Annotated in this window: 15 protein-coding genes and 3 pseudogenes; 11 read left to right on the top strand and 7 right to left on the bottom strand. The window is 66.4% G+C overall.

The window, feature by feature from the left end; genetic code table 11:
- Positions 1–20: 20 nt before the first annotated feature.
- Positions 21–781, bottom strand: a pseudogene (locus RVF83_RS17060) (SDR family NAD(P)-dependent oxidoreductase).
- A 45-nt stretch (positions 782–826) separates the two neighbouring features.
- The gene (locus RVF83_RS17055) at positions 827–1,975 is read right to left on the bottom strand and encodes an acyl-CoA dehydrogenase family protein (RefSeq protein ID WP_005199160.1); all 1,149 of its coding nucleotides are present in this window, start codon (positions 1,973–1,975) and stop codon (positions 827–829) included.
- 153 nt (positions 1,976–2,128) lie between these two features.
- On the opposite strand from RVF83_RS17055, the pseudogene RVF83_RS17050 reads away from it, so the two are divergent.
- The 9 genes and pseudogenes from RVF83_RS17050 to RVF83_RS17010 all read left to right on the top strand — a co-directional run bounded on the left by RVF83_RS17050 (position 2,129) and on the right by RVF83_RS17010 (position 11,976).
- Positions 2,129–2,892 (top strand): annotated as a pseudogene (locus RVF83_RS17050) (crotonase/enoyl-CoA hydratase family protein).
- A gap of 1 nt (position 2,893) precedes the next feature.
- The gene (locus RVF83_RS17045) at positions 2,894–4,405 is read left to right on the top strand and encodes a class I adenylate-forming enzyme family protein (protein ID WP_005199162.1); all 1,512 of its coding nucleotides are present in this window, start codon (positions 2,894–2,896) and stop codon (positions 4,403–4,405) included.
- Positions 4,402–5,994, top strand: a complete 1,593-nt coding sequence (locus RVF83_RS17040; RefSeq protein ID WP_083877544.1) for an AMP-binding protein — start codon at positions 4,402–4,404, stop codon at positions 5,992–5,994. The genes RVF83_RS17045 and RVF83_RS17040 overlap by 4 nt, the downstream gene beginning before the upstream one ends.
- Positions 5,995–6,056: 62 nt before the next feature.
- Positions 6,057–6,362, top strand: coding sequence for a hypothetical protein (locus RVF83_RS17035; RefSeq protein ID WP_005199164.1), 306 nt, complete (start codon positions 6,057–6,059; stop codon positions 6,360–6,362).
- A gap of 14 nt (positions 6,363–6,376) precedes the next feature.
- Complete coding sequence (locus tag RVF83_RS17030) at positions 6,377–7,888, top strand: class I adenylate-forming enzyme family protein (protein ID WP_005199165.1); 1,512 nt, start codon at positions 6,377–6,379, stop codon at positions 7,886–7,888.
- Complete coding sequence (locus tag RVF83_RS17025) at positions 7,885–8,697, top strand: enoyl-CoA hydratase/isomerase family protein (protein WP_005199166.1); 813 nt, start codon at positions 7,885–7,887, stop codon at positions 8,695–8,697. Before RVF83_RS17030 ends, RVF83_RS17025 begins: the two co-directional genes overlap by 4 nt.
- Before the next feature lie 115 nt (positions 8,698–8,812).
- Positions 8,813–9,958, top strand: a complete 1,146-nt coding sequence (locus tag RVF83_RS17020) for an acyl-CoA dehydrogenase family protein (protein WP_005199167.1) — start codon at positions 8,813–8,815, stop codon at positions 9,956–9,958.
- Position 9,959: 1 nt separating this feature from the next.
- Positions 9,960–11,153, top strand: a complete 1,194-nt coding sequence (locus RVF83_RS17015; protein ID WP_005199168.1) for an acyl-CoA dehydrogenase family protein — start codon at positions 9,960–9,962, stop codon at positions 11,151–11,153.
- A gap of 181 nt (positions 11,154–11,334) precedes the next feature.
- Positions 11,335–11,976 (top strand): TVP38/TMEM64 family protein, encoded by a 642-nt coding sequence (locus RVF83_RS17010; protein WP_119033722.1) that lies wholly within the window; start codon positions 11,335–11,337, stop codon positions 11,974–11,976.
- 105 nt (positions 11,977–12,081) lie between these two features.
- Here the strand turns inward: RVF83_RS17010 and RVF83_RS17005 are convergent, their stop codons facing one another.
- Positions 12,082–13,062 carry an acyl-CoA dehydrogenase family protein gene (locus RVF83_RS17005; RefSeq protein WP_005199170.1) on the bottom strand — a complete coding sequence of 327 codons (981 nt, stop codon included), beginning with the start codon at positions 13,060–13,062 and terminating at the stop codon, positions 12,082–12,084.
- Between the two features lie 104 nt (positions 13,063–13,166).
- Between RVF83_RS17005 and RVF83_RS17000 the strand changes: the two genes are divergently transcribed.
- Both RVF83_RS17000 and RVF83_RS16995 read left to right on the top strand, forming a co-directional pair.
- Positions 13,167–14,333, top strand: coding sequence for an acyl-CoA dehydrogenase family protein (locus RVF83_RS17000; protein ID WP_005199171.1), 1,167 nt, complete (start codon positions 13,167–13,169; stop codon positions 14,331–14,333).
- 31 nt (positions 14,334–14,364) lie between these two features.
- Positions 14,365–15,138: an enoyl-CoA hydratase/isomerase family protein gene (locus tag RVF83_RS16995; protein WP_005199172.1), complete on the top strand. Its 774-nt coding sequence runs from the start codon at positions 14,365–14,367 to the stop codon at positions 15,136–15,138.
- Between the two features lie 139 nt (positions 15,139–15,277).
- Here the strand turns inward: RVF83_RS16995 and RVF83_RS16990 are convergent, their stop codons facing one another.
- From RVF83_RS16990 to RVF83_RS16975, 4 genes and pseudogenes are all read right to left on the bottom strand, one after another.
- The gene (locus RVF83_RS16990) at positions 15,278–16,045 is read right to left on the bottom strand and encodes an enoyl-CoA hydratase (protein ID WP_005199173.1); all 768 of its coding nucleotides are present in this window, start codon (positions 16,043–16,045) and stop codon (positions 15,278–15,280) included.
- Positions 16,042–16,788, bottom strand: coding sequence for a TIGR03617 family F420-dependent LLM class oxidoreductase (locus RVF83_RS16985; protein ID WP_341262033.1), 747 nt, complete (start codon positions 16,786–16,788; stop codon positions 16,042–16,044). The genes RVF83_RS16990 and RVF83_RS16985 overlap by 4 nt, the downstream gene beginning before the upstream one ends.
- A 124-nt stretch (positions 16,789–16,912) precedes the next feature.
- Positions 16,913–17,113 (bottom strand): annotated as a pseudogene (locus tag RVF83_RS16980) (LLM class F420-dependent oxidoreductase); the annotation flags it as partial.
- On the bottom strand, positions 17,097–18,173 hold the full coding sequence (locus RVF83_RS16975; RefSeq protein ID WP_005199175.1) for an NADH:flavin oxidoreductase: 1,077 nt from the start codon (positions 18,171–18,173) through the stop codon (positions 17,097–17,099). The pseudogene RVF83_RS16980 and the gene RVF83_RS16975, both read right to left, overlap by 17 nt.
- Between the last annotated feature and the right edge of the window lie 11 nt (positions 18,174–18,184).

Here is an 18,184-nt window from a genome sequence, read left to right as displayed (position 1 = left end):
CTGTGTTCTCGCGCTACGGGTCAGCGCGGGGCGAAGCGCATGCCGGCGTCGAGTCGCAGGCACTGGCCGTTGAGCATGGCGTTCTCGGCGATCGCGACGGCGAGCTTGGCGTACTCCTCGGGCTGTCCCATCCGCTTGGGGAAGGCGTTGCCGGCGACGAGTGGACCGACCATGTCCTCAGGCAGCCCGGCGACCGCACCGGTGTTGAACAGGCTCGGCGCGATCGCCAGCACCCGGATGTGTACGACCCGAGGTCGCGAGCCATCGTCAACGCCATACCCGCGATGCCGGCCTTGGCCGCACTGTAGGCGACCTGCCCGATCTGCCCTTCGAATGCGGCGATGGACGAGGTGTTGATGATGACGCCGCGCTCGCCGTCTTCGTTCGGTTCGGACTGGGCCATGTGCGCGGCCTGCAGTCGGTTGAGGTTGAACGTGGAGATGAGGTTCAGATTGATGACGCTGGTGAAGGCGTCGAGCGCGTGTGGCCCGTCCTTGCCCAGCGTCTTGCCGACGATACCGCCGCCGGCGGTGTTGACCGCAATGTGTAAGCCGCCCAACGATGTGACGGCTTGCGCGAGCTGCGCCTCGATGCCCCAGTGATCGGTGATGTCGCCTTCGAAGAATACTCCGCCGATCGCGGTGGCGACTTCCTCACCGGCACCGCCCGGGCGGTCGATGATCGCGACCTGGGCCCCACGCTCGGCGAGCAGTTCGGCGCTGGCCCGGCCCATGCCCGAGGCGCCTCCGACGACGACGGCGAGTTTGCCTTTGATCTCCATGTGATGCGTCTCCTGGTCAGGTGAATGGTGTTGTGCGCGAGAGGGTCAGAAGCCCAGGTCGCGCCCGATGATGTCTTTCATGATCTCGGTGGTGCCGCCCAGGATGGTGCTGATCCGCACGTCCTGGTACGCCTTGGCGACCGGGTACTCGAGCATGTATCCGTAGCCGCCGTGCAGCTGGAGGCACTGGTCGACCACCTTTTTGTTCAACTCCGTGCACCACCACTTGGCCTTGGCTGCATCGACCGCGGTGAGCGTGCCGTCGAGGACCTGTTGGATGTAGTTGTCGATGTAGATCTGCGCGATGTCGAGCTCGGTCGCCATCTCGGCGATGGTGAAGCGGTTGGCCTGGAATGAGCCGATCGACTGGCCGAACGCCTCGCGATCGTGCGCGTACTGCACTGTCTGGGTAAAGATGCTGCGCGCGCCGGCCACGGCACTGATGCCGATGGACAGGCGTTCGGACGGCAGGTTCTTCATGAGGTGATAGAAGCCGCGGCCCTCGGTGCCGAGCAGGTTGCTCGCCGGAACCCGGCAGTCGGAGAAGAAGAGTTCCGACGTGTCCTGGGCATGGTGTCCGATCTTGGCGAGCTTGCGCCCGGGTTCGAAGCCGGGAGTGCCCTTCTCGACGAGAATCAGGCTGAATCCCTTGTGGCCCGCATCCGGGTCGGTGCGGCACACCACGATGACGACGTCGGAGAGAATCCCGTTGGAGATGAACGTCTTCTGGCCGTTGATCACCCACTCGTCGCCGTCGCGGCGCGCCGACGTCTTGATGCCGGCGAGGTCTGAGCCGGCGGTCGGCTCGCTCATCCCGATGGCGAATGTCAGCTCGCCGCTAGCCAATCCGGTGAGCCAGCGCTGACGCTGCGCCTCTGTGGTCAGACGCAGCAGGTAGGGCGCGATGATGTCGTTGTGCAACGTGAGGGCGGGTCCGGTCAGGTGGGAGGCGCCGAGCTCTTCGGCGACGATCGCGTTGTAGCGAAAGTCGTCGACGCCGAGTCCCCCGTACTCCTCGGGAACCGAGAACCCCAGCACGCCGGCCTGTGCCGCGGCCTTGTAGACGGTCTTGTCGACTTGACCGGCCTGCTCCCATTGTTCGTGGTAGGGCGCGACATCGCGGGCCAGGAAGTCGCGGACCACTCCGCGGAACTCTTCATGTTCGGGTGTGAACACCGAACGGGGTGCAGCCATGCTTGTTTTCCTCTCCGAAAATCAGATACGAAGACAGCTTAATCATTAAACTGATTATGTGCTAGTGTGCTGATGCGAAGAGACCCCATGGCGACCCATCGCCGGGACGCCGCGCCGGCAAGACCGGCCGATCCGACCGAAGACGAGGACGAGATGTCAGACGAGGTTGTTGTCGAACGCCGCGACGGCGTACAGGTGATCACCATCAACCGGCCCGAGGCCAAGAACGCACTCAACGGTGCGGTCGCCGAGGGAATCGCCGCCGCGATCGATGAACTGGAGGAGAGTGACGATCTCCGCGTCGGTGTCCTCACCGGTGCGGGCGGCACCTTCTGTTCGGGGATGGATCTCAAGGCATTCCTGAGGGGGAGAGCCCGGTCGTGGAAGGTCGCGGGCTCGGCGGGATCACTCAGGCGCCGCCGCGTAAACCCTTGATCGGAGCTGTCGAGGGCTGGGCCGTGGCCGGTGGCTTCGAACTGCTGCTCGCCTGCGACATGGTCGTCGCTGCCGAGAACGCGAAACTCGGCGTGCCCGAGGTGAAACGAGCTCTGGTCGCCGGCGCCGGCGCCGCCATGTTGCTCCCGCAGCGCATTCCTCAGGCCGTCGCACTCGAGTTGCTGCTCACGGGCGATCCGATCAGTGCCGAGCGCGCTGCCGCCCTCGGCCTGGTGAACCGACTCACGCCTCCCGGCGGCGCGCTCGACGGTGCTGTCGAGTTGGCGTCGGCCATCGCCGCGAATGGCCCGCTTGCGGTTGCGGTGACCAAGCAGATCGCCCGATCGTCGTCGGACTGGACCATCGATGAGGGATGGGCCAAGCAGATGGAGCTCATCGGGCCGGTGATGACCTCCGAAGACGCCCGCGAGGGCGCCACCGCGTTCGCCGAGAAGCGTGCGCCAGTGTGGAAGGGCCGCTGACATGGACAGCCGATCGCGATTCGCGGAGCTCCTCGACAACGCCCCGGCCGACGCGGAGGCGATCGAGTTCGAGGAGTCATGGACCACCTGGGGAACCCTGCAGGGTGTCGACCGCTCACTGGACTCTGTGCTGGGCGAGTACGGCCACGGTGAGGGCACCCGGGTCGGGTTGATCCTGGAGAACCGGCCCGAGTGCGTGGCGGTCCTGTTGTCGCTCATCGCGCGACGACGATGCATCGTGACGTTCAGTTCCCTGCAGCCGCCGGAACGGCTGAGTGCCGACATCGCCAGGGCTGACGTGCCCGTCGTGGTCGGAACGGCAACCGCACTCGCGGGTGACGGGGTGCGGGAGTCCGCCGGCGATGCACTGGTACTGGCGTTGGGCACCGATACGGTGCAGGTGTTCGACGACCGCGCCGTTCGCGCGGCGCGGCAGTCCGACATCTCGCCCGGCGTGATCGTCGAGATGCTGACCTCTGGAACCACGGGCCCGCCCAAGCGGGTGTTGCTGCGTGAGAAGCAGTTCGACACCGCCATCTCCACAAGTGTGCCGGCGCCGCCGAAGGATTCGCTGTTCCGTAGCGGAGTCAGCATCGTCTCGACCCCACTGGTGCACATCGGTGGCTTCTGGGGAGCGCTGGGTCCGCTGTTTGCCGGCAGGCGCATCGTTCTCATGACCAAATTCGCGCTGGAACCCTGGCTGAGGGTCATCACGCGGCATCGGCCAAAGGCGACCGGTCTGGTTCCGGCGGCGCTGCGTTCCATTCTCAACGCAGGCGTGACGGCCGACCAGCTCGACGGAATCGAGGTGGTCACCACCGGTACGACCTTCTGTCCGCCTGAACTGATCGACGACTTCCTGCAGACCTACGGGATTCGAGTGCTCCCGACATACGGCGCCACGGAATTCGCCGGTGCGGTCGCGTACTGGACAAAAGCACTCCACGAGAAGTGGTGGGAGTCGAAGGCGGGCAGCGCGGGCCGCCCACTGCCCGGGGTGACGCTGCGGGTCACCGATGAGAACGGGGCCGAGATCCCGGCTGGTGAGCAGGGACGGCTCGAGATCCGAACCGCTCAGTCGCCGGTCGGGGCCGACAGTTGGCTGCGGACCAGTGACCTCGCGGTGGTGGATGCCGACGGATTCCTGTGGATACGCGGCCGGGCCGACGACGCGATCGTGCGCGGTGGTTTCAAGGTCCATCCCGACACGGTCCGTAAGGTGCTCGAGCAGCACCCGTCAGTGCATGAGGCGGCGGTGGCGCCCAGGCCCGATGACCGCCTCGGCCAGGTGCCGGTGGCGGGCGTCGAGCTCGAGCCCGCCGAGGCCGGCACCGATCGGGCAGCCCTGGCCAAAGAGCTCGACGGGCTGTGCCGCGAGCATCTGCTGCCCTACGAGGTGCCGGTGCACATCGCCGTTGTCGATGCCTTGCCCCGAACTCCTTCGTCCAAGGTCAGCCGGATGGATCTGCTCGACGTCATCGCAGCCGACATGGCTACGTCGATCTCGGCATGACGACCGCAGGTCCATCGGCATCGGTCCTCACGATCGGCTCTGCGGCGCGGAACGCTACTGCTCGGCATCCTGGCGGACACGTGGTGGTGGTCAGCGACGAACGACCGTATCGCAGCACCATCGGGATGCTGGGATGCGACGCGCTGTCCCGGGCGGCCTGGCTGCAGTCCATCGGGATCGGGCGCGGCGACGTCGTGGCCCTGCAGCTGCCGAACTGGTACGAAGGACTCGTCATCCAGGCCGCGACGTTCCTGGTGGGCGCAACTGTCCTGCCGATCGTGCCCATCTACGGACCCCGTGAGGTCGAGTTCATCCTGCGTGACTCGGGAGCGACGGTGGTGGTCCTGGCGGCGCAGGTCAAAGGCCGTCTGGTGGCATCCGCGCTCATCGAGGCCGGTGCGGTGAAGTCGGTCGGCACAGTGGTGGTCGTCGGCGACGACATCCCATCCGGTGCGATCGGTTGGGGGGACACCGCCGCCGACTGGCGGGAGGGGGAGGACCCCGCTGAGCCCGACGACATCGCCCTGCTCGTCTACACCTCGGGAACCACCTCGGATCCCAAGGGGGTCAAGCACACCCATCGCTCACTCATCGCCGACACACTGTCGCCGGTGGTGGCCGACGGGGCCGGTCCGGACTCCTCGCACCTCAGTGTGTTCCCCTCCGGACACGTTGCGGCCGCCAATGGGCTGCTCCGGATACTGATCCATGCGACACCCACCGTTCTGATGGACGTCTGGAACCCCGTTCAAGCGGCGGAGCTGATCGACGAGTACGCGGTGACGTCGACGGCCGGGGCCCCGATCCATCTGTCCGGGCTCCTGGACGCGCAAGAGCGCGGCGAGGTCGCGCTTGCGACCCTGCGTGGCTACCTCGTGGGCGGCGCGTCGGTGCCGGCAGCACTCGTCGAGCGCGCCGACGCAGCCGGCATCGCGGCTTTCCGTGCCTACGGTTTGAGCGAGCATCCGACCATCGCGGGCGGGTCGCCCGACGATCCGATCGGCAAACGCACCCACACCGACGGCCGTATCCAGCCGGGCAACGAGGTCAGGATCGTCGACGACCTCGGTCGCGACGTCGCACCGGGAATCGACGGCGAGATCCTGAGCCGGGGGACCGAGCTCTTCGCCGGCTACCTGAGATCGGAACTGACGGCCGAGGCTTTCACCGATGACGGCTGGTTTCGCACCGGGGACGTCGGCAACGTCGACCGCGACGGTTATCTGACGGTGACGGACCGGAAGAAGGACATCATCGTCCGCGGCGGCGAGAACATCTCATCGCGTGAGGTCGAGGACGTGGTGTCCACGCATCCCAAGGTCGGCGAGGTCGCCGCGGTGGGAGCGCCGGACCCGATGTACGGGGAGCGGGTCGCGGTCTTCGTGGTGCTACGCGAAGGCGCGGAACGCCTGACCATCGACGAAGTGGGCGACCACTTCCGGCTTGCGGGAGTGGCGCGCCAGAAGACACCCGAGGTGATCCGCACGGTGTCCACGCTGCCGCGGACGGCGGCCGGCAAGGTGCAGAAGGCGCCACTCCGGCAGCAGCTCCGCGCTGGGACGAATCAGTCTATTCATCTAACGGATTAATGTGTTATCGTCGTCACTCTGGAGGACATCCGACAGACTTTCGACGGCTAGGAGTTGACGAAGTGAAGCTGCGAGTGGGACTGGCACTGGCAAGTGCCGTCGACACAACGAACGTGATCATCACACGAGTGCCCGACGGCGACGTCGAGTTGACCTGTGGCGGCGCCCCGATGGTCGAGAAGGGTCAAGCCGCGCCGGAGGCGAAGGCCGATCCGGCACAGATGAACGGAACGCTGATCGGCAAGCGATATGTCGATTCCGCCGATGTGATCGAGGTGCTGTGCACCAAGCCGGGTGAGGGCTCGTTGGCGCTCAACGGGGAACTCCTCGTCACCGCGCAGGCCAAACCGCTCCCGGCGTCGGACTGAGGGGAATCGGAATCGTGCGCCTTTCGATGCTGCTGGACATGGCCGCCGACGGATTCGGCGATCGTGTTGTTGTCGGCCGCCGAGCGTCCGGATTCACTGCGTCCGATCTGCGCGCCCGGGCGCTGACCGGGGCTGCCGCCATCCGTGCCGCCGGCGTGGATTCGGTGGTCTACCTGGGTCCGAACGGGCCGGCGTTCCCGGTGGCCATGTTTGCCGCCGCCTATGCCGGGGTGCCGCTGGTTCCGCTGAACTATCGCCTCGGCGACGACCAGCTCACGGGGTTGCTCGCCAAACATCCACGCGCCATCGGCATCGGCGACGAGACCGGCGTGGCTCATCTGCGTGCGGCCGGACTGTCGGCGCAGACCATGGGGGAGTGGCTGCAGTCCACCGCTGCCGACGGCGATCCTGCCGAGCCCGACGTCATCCTCGATGACGGGCCGGCCGTGGTGATCTACACGAGCGGGACGACGTCGGAGCCCAAGGGTGTTCTGCTTCGGCATTCGAACCTGGTGTCCTATGTGCTCGGGTCGGTGGAGTTCATGAATGCTGACGAGGACGATGCCGCTCTGGTGAGCGTGCCGCCTTACCACATCGCCGCGGTCGCCAACGTCATCTCCAACCTCTACGGCGGACGCCGCACGATAGTCCTGGAGCAGTTCGATCCGACGCAGTGGCTAGACACGGTCCGGACCGAGGGTGTCACCAACGCCCTGGTCGTGCCCACCATGTTGTCGCGGGTGATCGAGGCCATCGGCGACGGTGTCGACGGTTCGGTGCCCACGCTGCGGTCGCTTGCCTACGGCGGCGCTCCGATGCCGGCGGCCGTGATCGAGAAGGCGCTGCTCGCCTGGCCGGAGGTGGGTTTCGTCAACGCCTACGGCCTGACCGAGACCAGCTCGACCGTCGCGGTCCTCGGGCCCGAGGATCACCGGGACGCGTATGCCTCGGATGAGCCGCACATCCGGGCCCGCCTGGCATCGGTCGGCAAGGTACTGCCCACCGTCGAGATCCAGATTCGTGACGAGAACGGTGCTGCGCTCCCGCCCGGGGCTCCTGGTCGTATCTGCGTCCGTGGTGACCAGGTGTCCGCCGAATATGCGGGCATCGGGCGCGCGGTCGATGACGACGGGTTCTTCGACACCCGCGACAACGGCTACCTCGACGACGACGGTTACCTGTTCATCGGTGGGCGCATCGATGACACGATCATCCGCGGCGCCGAGAACATCGCTCCGGCCGAGATCGAAGAGGTGTTGCTGCGGCATCCAGACGTGCTTGATGTCGCCGTCGTCGGTGTCCCCGACGAGGAATGGGGCCAGCGGATCGAGGCCGCCGTCGTGCTGCGCGTCGGCGCCGAACTTCTCGACGCGGACCTCAGAGAATTCGCCCAGACGTCACTGCGATCCAGCAAGACCCCGGACCGGTTCTGGTTCTGGCCCGAGCTACCGCGGACCGAGACCGGAAAACTGGTGCGGCGCAACGTGCTCAGGAAGGTGCTTTCGGCAGAAGGGGTCACCGCGTGACCGTATCGGTCACCCGACCCGCCGAGGGCATCACGCAGATCACGCTGAGTCGGCCCGAGGCGCTGAACACACTTGACCGTCGACTGACCGGCGATCTGGTCACAGCCCTCGACGAGGTCGAGGCATACACCGACTGCCGCGTGGTGATCGTGACCGGGGCGGGGCGGGCGTTCTGCGCCGGACTCGATCTGAACGGTTACCTCCCGCCCGATGGGTGGGCCGACGAGCTCGATCGACTCGGGCGCGCACAGGCTCAGCTGGTCATCCAGCGCGAGATCGCCGGACTGGCCCAGCGGTTGCACTCGCTGCGTCAACCGGTGATCGCCGCGGTGAACGGCCCGGCGGCCGGTGGCGGACTCGCCCTGGTCGCCGCCAGCGACATCCGGATCGCCGCACCGGAAGCCGTGTTCGCCGTCTCGTTCATCCGCGCAGGGTTCTCGGCATGCGACATCGGCGTGTCCTGGCTCCTTCCGCGCCTGATCGGCGCGGGCCGGGCCCATGAGTTGATGCTGACGGGCCGTCGGTTCTCCGCCGAGTACGCCCGCGAGATCGGTCTGGTGACCGATGTCGTGCCCGCCGGAGAGCTTCTCGATCGCGCTATGGAACTCGCAGCGGAGATAATGCTCAACCCACCGATCTCGGTGGAACTCACGAAGCAAGGCATGTGGCTGGCGCTGGAGACGCCCGGATTCGATGCCGCGGTCGAGTTCGAGAACCGTCAGCAGGTCTTCACCTCATTCACCGAAGACCAACCCGAGGCGGTCGCGGCATTCCTCGGCAAGCGATCCCCCCGCTATCGCCGACGCTGACGTCGGGGAAATGTGGTCGGCCCCGATCAATCGTGTGCCTCACTGGGGCCTGTCGCAACTTCCATAACGCCACGGTAATCAGGTAACTTATTTTACTGAAAGGGCAGGAGCGTCGGTGACGCTCCTGCCGACCATGCAGCGGAGGATGACCATGATCACCGGATGGACCGACGACCACGAAGAGCTCCGAGCCGTGGTGCGACGCTTCCTGAGCGAGAAGTCGTCGACGGAGAAGGTTCGCGAGCTCGCCATCGCGGGCGCAGCGGGCGACCAGGCCGTGTGGCGGCAGATGGCCGAGCAGATGGACCTGCAGGGCCTGGTGATCCCTGAGGAGTTCGGCGGCGCCGGGATGGGTGCGGTCGAACTGGGCGTGGTCCTCGAGGAGATGGGCCGCGCACTGTATGTGGGACCGTATTTCTCGACGGTCGCGCTGGCGGTGCAGACCTTGACGGCGGTGGGTGACCGGGCGGCACAGGCCCGATGGCTACCGCGCATCGCGGGGGGAGATCTCACCGCCACCGTGGCAATCGCCGACGACGCGCCGTCGTTCGACCTCACCGCGGTCACGGCCACGGCCACGGCGTCGGGCGACGGCTGGAGTGTGTCTGGCGCCAAGGCGTTCGTCATCGACGGGATGACCGCGGACCTCATTCTGGTGGCTGCTCGTACCGATGGCGATCTGGGCCTGTTCGCACTCGCGGGTGACGCCGCCGGATTGCATCGCGAAGCGGTGCCCACCGTCGACGAGACCCGGGCGCTCGCGCGAGTCGAGTTGGATGCCGTACCGGCGGTTCGGGTCGGCGACGATGCCACACAGACGCTCGCGCGTGCCGGTGACCTTGCCGCTGCCGCCTTGGCCGCCGAACAGATCGGTGGTGCCGCTGCGGCACTGGACATGGCGGTTGACTATGCCAAGATGCGTGTCCAGTTCGAGCGTCCGATCGGCTCCTTCCAGGCGATCAAGCATCGATGTGCAGATCTCAAGGTGCAGATCGAATCAGGGCGGTCCGCAGCATTTTTCGCGGCTGCGCTGCTCGATGACGGTGATCCCGAGGCGGCGATCGCCGCGTCGACAGCTCAGGCGTGGTGTTCGGCGGCCTACACCAAGGCGAGCATGGAGAACATCCAGTTCCATGGTGGAATCGGCTATACGTGGGAGTGCGACGCGCACCTCTACCTGCGCCGGGCCACCGTTTCCGACGTTGTCCTCGGCGCTCCGCGGGCGCATCGCGCCCGGATCGCCGAGCTGGTGGAGATGTGAGATGACACAGCAGATCGAGACAGGCACAGTGATGACGATCGAGAGCGACGACGAGTTCCGCGCACGGATTCGCCAGTGGTTCGCCGACAATCGCCCCGCCAAGCGCCCCAGGGATTCGGCTGAGCGCAAATCGTGGGTGCGGGCCTACCACGCCCGGATGTACGACGCCCGGATGACCGGGCCGTCGTGGCCGCTGGAATACGGCGGCATGGGCCTGTCCTTTGCGCAACAGGTGATCTATCAGGAAGAACTGGCCAAGACGCGTGTGCCCTCGCCGCTCGGGACCGGTCTCGGGATCGTCGCGCCGACGATCATCACCTACGGCACCGATGAGCAGAAGCAGCGCTGGCTCGGGCCGATGCTGCGCCAAGACCTCATTTGGTGTCAGGGTTATTCGGAGCCGGGTGCGGGTTCGGATCTCCCGGCTCTACGCACCACCGCCCGCCGTGAGGGCGACTTCTATGTGGTCAACGGCCAGAAGGTGTGGACCACACACGCCACCGACGCGGACGTCTTCTTCACGTTGGTGCGCACCGGGACCCAGGAGTCCCGGCAAAAGGGCATCACTTACCTGATCATCGATGCGCATGCTCCCGGGGTGACCGTGCGCCCGCTGAAGGACATCACCGGCGGCGAGCACTTCGCCGAGGTCTTCTTCGATGACGTGCGGGTACCCGTCGCCGATCGTATCGGCGAGGAGAACCAGGGCTGGCCGCTCGTCCGGACCTCGCTCGGGCACGAACGTGCCGCGGGAGCGATGAATCAGGCGACGAACTATCGGCGGATTCTCGACGAGCTGGTCGCACTCGCCCGCGAGCGTGGGCTGACGACCGACCCGCTGACCCGGGACCGCCTGGCCGACTTCGAGATCCGGGTGCGATTGATGAAGTACAACGCCAGCCGGATCATCAACGACATCATCGCGCACGGCGAACCCGGTCCGGCGTCATCGGTGTCCCGGCTGTTCATCACGATGTTCGAACAGGAACTCCACGAGTTCGCCGTCGAGATGCTCGGCGCCGACGGAATCGTCACCCGCGACTCCGAGCGCGCCATCCAGCGAGGTCGGTGGCTCACCGGTTTCCTCGGGTCGCGGGCATCGACGATCGGTGCCGGAACGTCGGAGATCCAGCGAAACACGATCGCCGAGCAGGTCCTCGGTCTGCCCCGCGATCCGGCCATGCCGGCGCGCTGAACCCCGGCCGTTTCAGGCGTCGCGTGCTCACCTCAGGCCGGTTGTCGCCAACATCCCGGTCGAGAATCTCCCGATGCGACCTGATTGACTGGACCGAGGTGCCGGCAGAGACCAGGTTGGGGATGACCCGGACTGTGACACAGCCGATGGGCGGCGAATGACGGTGGGCCATCGATTGAAGTTGGCGATTCTGGCGGCGGTCATGGTCGCGGGCGTCGTGGTGGCCGCGACCGTCGACATCCCCGATTCGACGACGATCCGCGACTCGGTGTCCGCCGCGGGCGTACCTGGGGTGCTGGCATTCATGCTCATTCTGGCCGCGCTGACGTTGACCCCGTTCCCCATGAGTGTGCTCACCGTGGCCGGCGGACTGATGTTCGGTTTGGTCCCCGGTGCGCTCATCGTGATCGTCGCGGCGACGTTCGGTGCCTGGGCCGGCTACTGGCTGGCCCGATCACTCGGGCGTGCATCCTTCGCCCAGATCAGTTGGTCGAGAATCGTCGCGCTCAATGCGGTGCTCGAGCGTCGCGGTATGAGTTCGATGATGGTGGTGCGACTGATCCCGGTGTTCCCGTTCGGCCTGGTCAACTATGCGGCCGGGCTGAGTTCGGTCCGGCAACGCGACTATCTGGTCGGTACCGCGATCGGCATCGTCCCGGGGGCGATCGCCTACAGCGCGGTCGGCGCCTACGGGACCTCCCCGCTGTCCTGGCCCTTTGTCGCAGCAATCGCGGCGGTGGTGGTCATCGGTGGGGGATCGGCAGTGCTCGCGCGCCGCCTGGGCGTCACCGGTTCGATTCGCGGTAACCAGACGCCGGTGTAGCCGACCGGGACCGGCAGTCTCGCCCCGCAGGCCCGACCCCTCCCGTATCGACCACCCCGCGCTTCGGGCCCGAGTGTTCTCGAGGATGGCCGCTGCCGTCGGCGGTCAGCCGGGCAACTGCGCCATCCGGTCGTGGTGGAACGCGGCATCCCCAAAGAGCACCTCGTCGACCTTGGCGCGCCGGAGGTAGAGGTGCAGATCGTGCTCCCAGGTGAAGCCGATCCCACCATGGGTCTGTAGGGCCTCACCGGCGATCGCGGGTACCTTCTCGGCGGCAAATGCCTTGGCAACACTGGCTGCGCTCGATGCTTCGGTCAGCCCGGCGTCGAGTGTCATCGCCGCGTAATACGTCGCTGCCCGGACTCCGCGCAGCGCGATCAGCATGTCTGCGGCCTTGTGCTTGATGACCTGGAACGAGCCGATCGGCCGCCCGAACTGCTCGCGCACCTTGGCGTAGTCGACGGTCATCTGCAGGAGTCGTTCGCCGACGCCGAGGGCATCCGCGGCGACCAGCACTGCAGCGGCATCGCGGACCGACTGGGCATCGACGTCGAGCAGGTGACCACCGTCCGCGATATCGCCGATCGCATAGAAGCCTCGGCTCTCGTCGAGAGTGCGGCGACGCCGAGTTGTGGACGAATCGGCCTCGACGAGCCGCACCTGCGCGTCGTCCACGATCAGGAACCAGTCCACGGCTGCGGCGGCCTGGACGAGCGCATGATCGATGACCACTGCGGCGCGTCGTCCCCCCGACGCCAGTTCGTCGACCACATCGTCCGGTGCGCCGCCGCGATGAGCTACGTACGCCGTGAGAGCGGTATCGACCCACGGGCCCGGCGCCGCCGCCCGGCCGATCTCCTCGGCGATGAGGCAGAGTTCCACGAGGCCCGCGTCGGCACCGCCGTGACTTTCCGGGACGGCGAGGCCGGTCCAGCCGATCTCCGTGCCGCGCTGCCATAGCTTGTCGTCGAGGTCCCGACCGGTGGTCGAGACCTCACGGACCAACTCAGGTGTGCAATGTGCCGACAACATGCTGCGCGATACGTCGCGTAGCATCTCCTGCTCGTCGCTGAGCTCGAAGTCCATGGCGCATTCCTCCCGTTGCGGGGCTGTCTCTCGACGGCTACGTATGATTAGATACGGTAAGATCATATAACTAATTAGGCAACGTGGACACAGGAGGTCCGAAGATGCGGATCGAGACCGACGCTCATCTCGAACAGCTCCGGGCCGAGGTGCGCGCATTCATCGCCGAGCACAATCCCGGAATCAAGCATCACACGGGTGTGCGCGCCCCGGGCCCCGATCTGGTCCCGGAGATCCGACGGTGGACGGCCATGCTGTTCGAGGCGGGTTACCTGGGCGCGGAGTGGCCGGAGCGGTTCGGCGGTACCCCGGGTGTCGACCCGCAGCGTGCGTTCGTCGTTGCCGAAGAGATCGCTCGCGCGCGGGTGTGGGCACCGATCGGGGCCTATCAGCTGGCATCGGCCGCGCTCATCGACTTCGGCACCGATGCCCAGCAGCAGTACTACCTTCCGCGGATCCGGGGCGGGCAGGACATCTGGTGCCAGTTGTTCAGCGAGCCCGGGGCCGGCAGCGACCTCGCCTCGCTGCGTACCCGCGCACAGCTCGACGGCGACCATTACGTGATCGACGGGCAGAAGGTGTGGACCACCAACGGGCAGCACGCCGACGTCGGCTACCTCTTGGCGCGCACCAATCCGGACGCCCCGAAGCACCGAGGTATCACCGCCTTCGCGCTCGACATGACGTTGCCGGGAGTGCAGGTTCGTCCGCTCCGCGAGATCACCGGCACCGAGGATTTCAACGAGGTCTTCCTCGATGGGGTGCGGGTGCCCGTCGATGCGGTGATCGGCAAGGTCGATGATGGCTGGCGAGTGGCCAATTCGAGCCTGGCGCACGAGCGGACCGGGGTGGCGTCGATGGCAACCGAGTTGCTGCAGAACGTCGACCGGCTGGTGACGCTCGCCAAGGATCGAAGCGATGATGCCGGCCTGCGACGCGACGTCGGACGTATCGCCACGCATGCCCGTGTGATCGATCTGATGAGCAAGAGCGTGCAGTCGGGGATGCTGGCCGGTCGCACCGACGTCGCCGACGCCCCGTCGGTGAAGATCTTCTTCAGTGAGACCAACCTGGCGATGACCGAGCTCGGGATGGCATTGCAGGGTTCGGATGCCGTCGCGGTCGAGGGCGACGAGGGTGCGGTCGCCGACGGGTGGTGGCAGGACGCGTTCCTGTACGCCCGGGCCTGGACCATCGCCGGCGGCGCGAACGAAGTACTCAAGAACGTGATCGCCGAACGTGGGCTCGGTCTGCCACGCGACCCGTCCTGACAAACGTCTGATCTGAAAGCGAGCCTGGATCATGGGTTTCGACACCATCCTCTACGACGTCACCGACCACGTCGCCACCATCACGATCAACCGCCCCGAGGTGCACAACTCTTTCAACGCGACGATGGTCGACGAGTTCCGGCGGCTGTGGAAAGATATCCGCGAGGACGACGATGTGCACGTCGTGGTCCTTCGTGCCGCCGGGGACAAGGCGTTCTGCACCGGGGTGGATGTCCGTGAGGGACTCGACCTCCACGAGAACTTCTGGAGTCAGGATGATCCCGGTCAGGGGCTGTCCCCGCGCGCCAACAAGGTCTGGAAGCCGGTGATCGCCGCAGTGCACGGCATGGTGGCCGGCGGTGCCTTCTACTGGCTCAACGACTGCGATTTCATCGTCTCGGCCGATGACGCGACCTTCTTCGATCCCCATGTGTCCTATGGGCTGACGTCCGCGCTGGAGCCGATCGGTCTGGCCCGGCGGATTCCGCTGGGCGAAGCGATGCGCTGGGCGTTGGTCGGCCTGGACGAACGGATGTCGGCGGAGCGGGCGTTCACCATCGGACTCGTGTCCGAACTCAAACCGCGCGAAGAACTCTGGGAGCACGTCGACGGTCTGGCACGGCGGATCGCGGCCAAACCCGCCGTTGCGGTGCAGGGCACGGTGAAGGCCGTCTGGGAAACGCTGGACATGGATCGCAACGCCGCCTATGCCGTGGCATGGAACTACCCGGGAATCGGCAACCCGATCGGTACGGCGGAGGTCTCGCGCGACGGGTTCGTCAAACCGAAGTGGACGCTGCGCTGATCGAGACCCCGCCCGTTGATCCCGCCCGTTGATCCCGCCCGTTGATGGAGACCCTCCCCGTTGATGGGGACCCTCCCCGCTGATCGAGTAGGTGACGAGCGTAGCGAGGAGCCGTATCGAGATCACGTGCTCCACCCACTCAGGTCAGCTGTGATCGGTTACGTTCCATGACGTTTCGCCGGTTCTCCTCGAGCACGTCCCAGGCGGTCGGGTGGGCCGCGGACAGTCGGGACTCGATTTCGAGGACCTGCCCGGAACCAGCCTGCCAGCCCGCGGTGTACATGTGCTTGAGTGCAACCATCACGTCGCCGCCTACGTCGCAGATCCGGCCGGCCACCTCGAGTGCATGCGGGATCAGCCGATCGTGCGGCACCACCTCGGTCACCAAGCCGATCCGTAGTGCCAATTCGGCATCGACGAGCTCACTGGTGAACGACATCCGACGCGCCCACGCCGTGCCGACCCGATCGGGGAGGCGGGCGGTCAGGCCACCGCCGGGTAGCACGCCAACGCGCGCGTGGGTGTCGGCGAACACCGCCCGATCCCCGGCGATCAAGAAGTCGCATCCCAAAGCGATCTCGAGGCCGCCGGTGACGGCGGCACCGTTCACGGCACCGATCACGGGTGTGCTGAGTTGACCGACCAGCCTGATGCAGTCGTCGTCCTCGAACAGCTTCAAATATTCGGGACCGTCGTCGGCGAGCGCACGGAGGTCCAGTCCCGCGCAGAATGCCGGGTCTGCGCCGGTGAGGACGATTGCGCCGACCTCGGTATCCGCGTCCAGGGAGCGTAGTGTCGCGCTGAGCTCACTGATCAGCTCGGGGCTCAGGGAGTTCCGAGCCTCTGGGCGGTTGAGTGTCACGAGCGCGACCCCACCATCGATCTCGGTGAGCACCACCGGAGTCATCGGACAGCGTTCTGGATCTCGCGGGCCAGTTGCATGACCAGATCGGGGTCGTCGATACCGAGCGTGTTCACCGAGTAACGACTGACCACGCCTTGACCCCGTGCGGCGAGTTTGCCCGGGATGTCTGCGGGCGTGCCCACCACGGCGAAGGCCTCGAGGACCTCGTCGGGGAGGCGTTCACCCATCTTTGTCCACCGATCCGGGTCGTCGGATTTCGACAGTGCGTGCATCTCGGCACCGAGATCCTGCCAGCCGTGGAGTTCCAGGACGGGTAGATATGCGGGGGTGGAGGCGTAGAACGCCAGTTGCTGTTTGACTGCCTTTGCCGAGGCCGCGAACTCTTCGTCGGACCGGCCGGTGACCCCAAAGCTGAGATCGACGATCTCGAAGTCGTCGCGCAGTCGGCCACCGGCTCCGCGTTCGAGGGCGGGGACGGTCATCTCCCGCAGGTAGCGCTCTCCGGTGGAGAAGCCGTGCACCAGCAGCCCGTCGGCAACGGCCCCCGCCGTCTCGCACATCTTGGGTCCCACCGCGGCGATGAACACCTTGGGTGCCGGTGTCTGCGACGGTGGAGTGAACATGGGGGTCATCAGGGTGTGGGTGTAGAAATCGCCACGGAAATCGAGCTTCTCCCCGGTCTCCCATGCGAACCAGATCGCACGGAGCGCGGCGACGAACTCGGCCATGCGGGCGGCCGGTGCACTCCACGGCATGGAGAAGCGGCGTTCGACATGGGGTTTGATCTGGCTGCCCAGTCCGAGGATGAGCCTGCCGCCCGAGTAGTCCTGGAGCGCGCGGGCCTGGGGTGGCGAGCGTCATGGGTGACCGGGCGAACGCAACCAGGATATTGGTCATCAGGTCCACCCTCGACGTGCTACCCGCAGCCACAGTCAGATGCAGCAGTGGGTCCGACGACAGTTCGGCGTACGAGATCCCGTCGAGGCCTGCGTCTTCGGCGAGACGGGCCAGCGCAGCAGTGTCGGCGAGTTGCTGACCCGGCGGGCCGATCGGCAGCACCACCTTGGGGGCGGCGACACTCGCAGTGGTGGTCTCAGGCAACGAAATCATCCCAATTCGTGGAGAGGTAGTCGAGGAACGCGGGGCCGACGGATTCGCCGACCAGGTGATCGGCCGGAACCGGCTGTTGCCGTGCGCGATACGTCGGGTCGGCGACGATGCTCCGCGCGAAATCGTGATGGAGGATGGCTGCCGTGCCGATGAGGACGAAATCGGCGCCCCGCTCCAGACATTCGCGAGCACCGGGGGCGTCGGTGATCTTGCCGGCCACGCCCACACGGGTGTTGCCGCGGGGCAGATCGGTGAAGAAGTCGATCAGGCGACGACCACGGTGAGCCTCGTCGTAGGGTTCCTTGAACGCGTCCCACAGGGACAGATCCAGATAGTCGAGGTTGCCGCGGTCGAGGACCTCGAAGGCGAGAGCGCGGGCCTCGTCGAGGGCGATTCCGTATCGCTCCGGTGAGAGTCGCAGGCCGAGTTGGAAATTCGGCGACACTGCCGCACGGATGCCGTCGACGATCTCGTGGACGATGCGGAACCGGTTCCGGGTCGATCCGCCGTAACGGTCGGTGCGGTGATTACTACGGGTATCAAGGAACTGCGCGATCAGATAGCCGTGGGCTCCGTGGACTTCGACTCCGTCGAAGCCCGCTCGCTTAGCCCGGACCGCCGCGTCGACGAAGTCGTGCACGACCTGTTCGACCTCGCCTGTGGTCAGTGCGGTCGCTCCCTTACTCGGGTCGTCCCAAGGGGCGACAACGGGACGCCCGGAGATCTGGGCATTCGCCCGCCGCCCACCGTGTTGCAGCTGTACCGACGACACCGCCCCGGCCGCTCGCAGGCCGTCGGCGAGTCTCGTGAGGCCCGGCAGTTGGGCATCGTCGCAGATACCCAACTGCCCGGGAAATGCCATGCCGGCCTGGCTCACATGTGCCGCACAGGTCATCACCATCCCGAACCCGCCTTCGGCTCGTCGGGTCAACCATCGGTACTCGTCGTCGTGGAGTGTCCCGTTGTCGTTGCTCTGCATGTTTGTCAACGGAGCGAGGGCGATTCGATTCTGCCAGTCGGGACCGTGGCGGAAGGTCAGGGCGTCGGCGAGTGCGGTCATGTGTGTGGTCC

The organism is Gordonia rubripertincta, from assembly GCF_038024875.1.
In the GTDB taxonomy this organism is placed as follows: domain Bacteria; phylum Actinomycetota; class Actinomycetes; order Mycobacteriales; family Mycobacteriaceae; genus Gordonia; species Gordonia rubripertincta.
This window is presented reverse-complemented; position numbering and strand designations above follow the sequence as displayed.

Excerpts from the sequence above, each read along its gene's own strand:
- RVF83_RS17055 (WP_005199160.1), bottom strand. The coding sequence starts at position 1,975 with ATGGCTGCACCCCGTTCGGTGTTCACACCCGAACATGAAGAGTTCCGC.
- RVF83_RS17045 (WP_005199162.1), top strand. The coding sequence starts at position 2,894 with ATGGACAGCCGATCGCGATTCGCGGAGCTCCTCGACAACGCCCCGGCC.
- RVF83_RS17040 (WP_083877544.1), top strand. The coding sequence starts at position 4,402 with ATGACGACCGCAGGTCCATCGGCATCGGTCCTCACGATCGGCTCTGCG.
- RVF83_RS17015 (WP_005199168.1), top strand. The coding sequence starts at position 9,960 with ATGACACAGCAGATCGAGACAGGCACAGTGATGACGATCGAGAGCGAC.
- RVF83_RS17005 (WP_005199170.1), bottom strand. The coding sequence starts at position 13,062 with ATGGACTTCGAGCTCAGCGACGAGCAGGAGATGCTACGCGACGTATCG.
- RVF83_RS17000 (WP_005199171.1), top strand. The coding sequence starts at position 13,167 with ATGCGGATCGAGACCGACGCTCATCTCGAACAGCTCCGGGCCGAGGTG.
- RVF83_RS16995 (WP_005199172.1), top strand. The coding sequence starts at position 14,365 with ATGGGTTTCGACACCATCCTCTACGACGTCACCGACCACGTCGCCACC.
- RVF83_RS16990 (WP_005199173.1), bottom strand. The coding sequence starts at position 16,045 with ATGACTCCGGTGGTGCTCACCGAGATCGATGGTGGGGTCGCGCTCGTG.
- RVF83_RS16975 (WP_005199175.1), bottom strand. The coding sequence starts at position 18,173 with ATGACCGCACTCGCCGACGCCCTGACCTTCCGCCACGGTCCCGACTGG.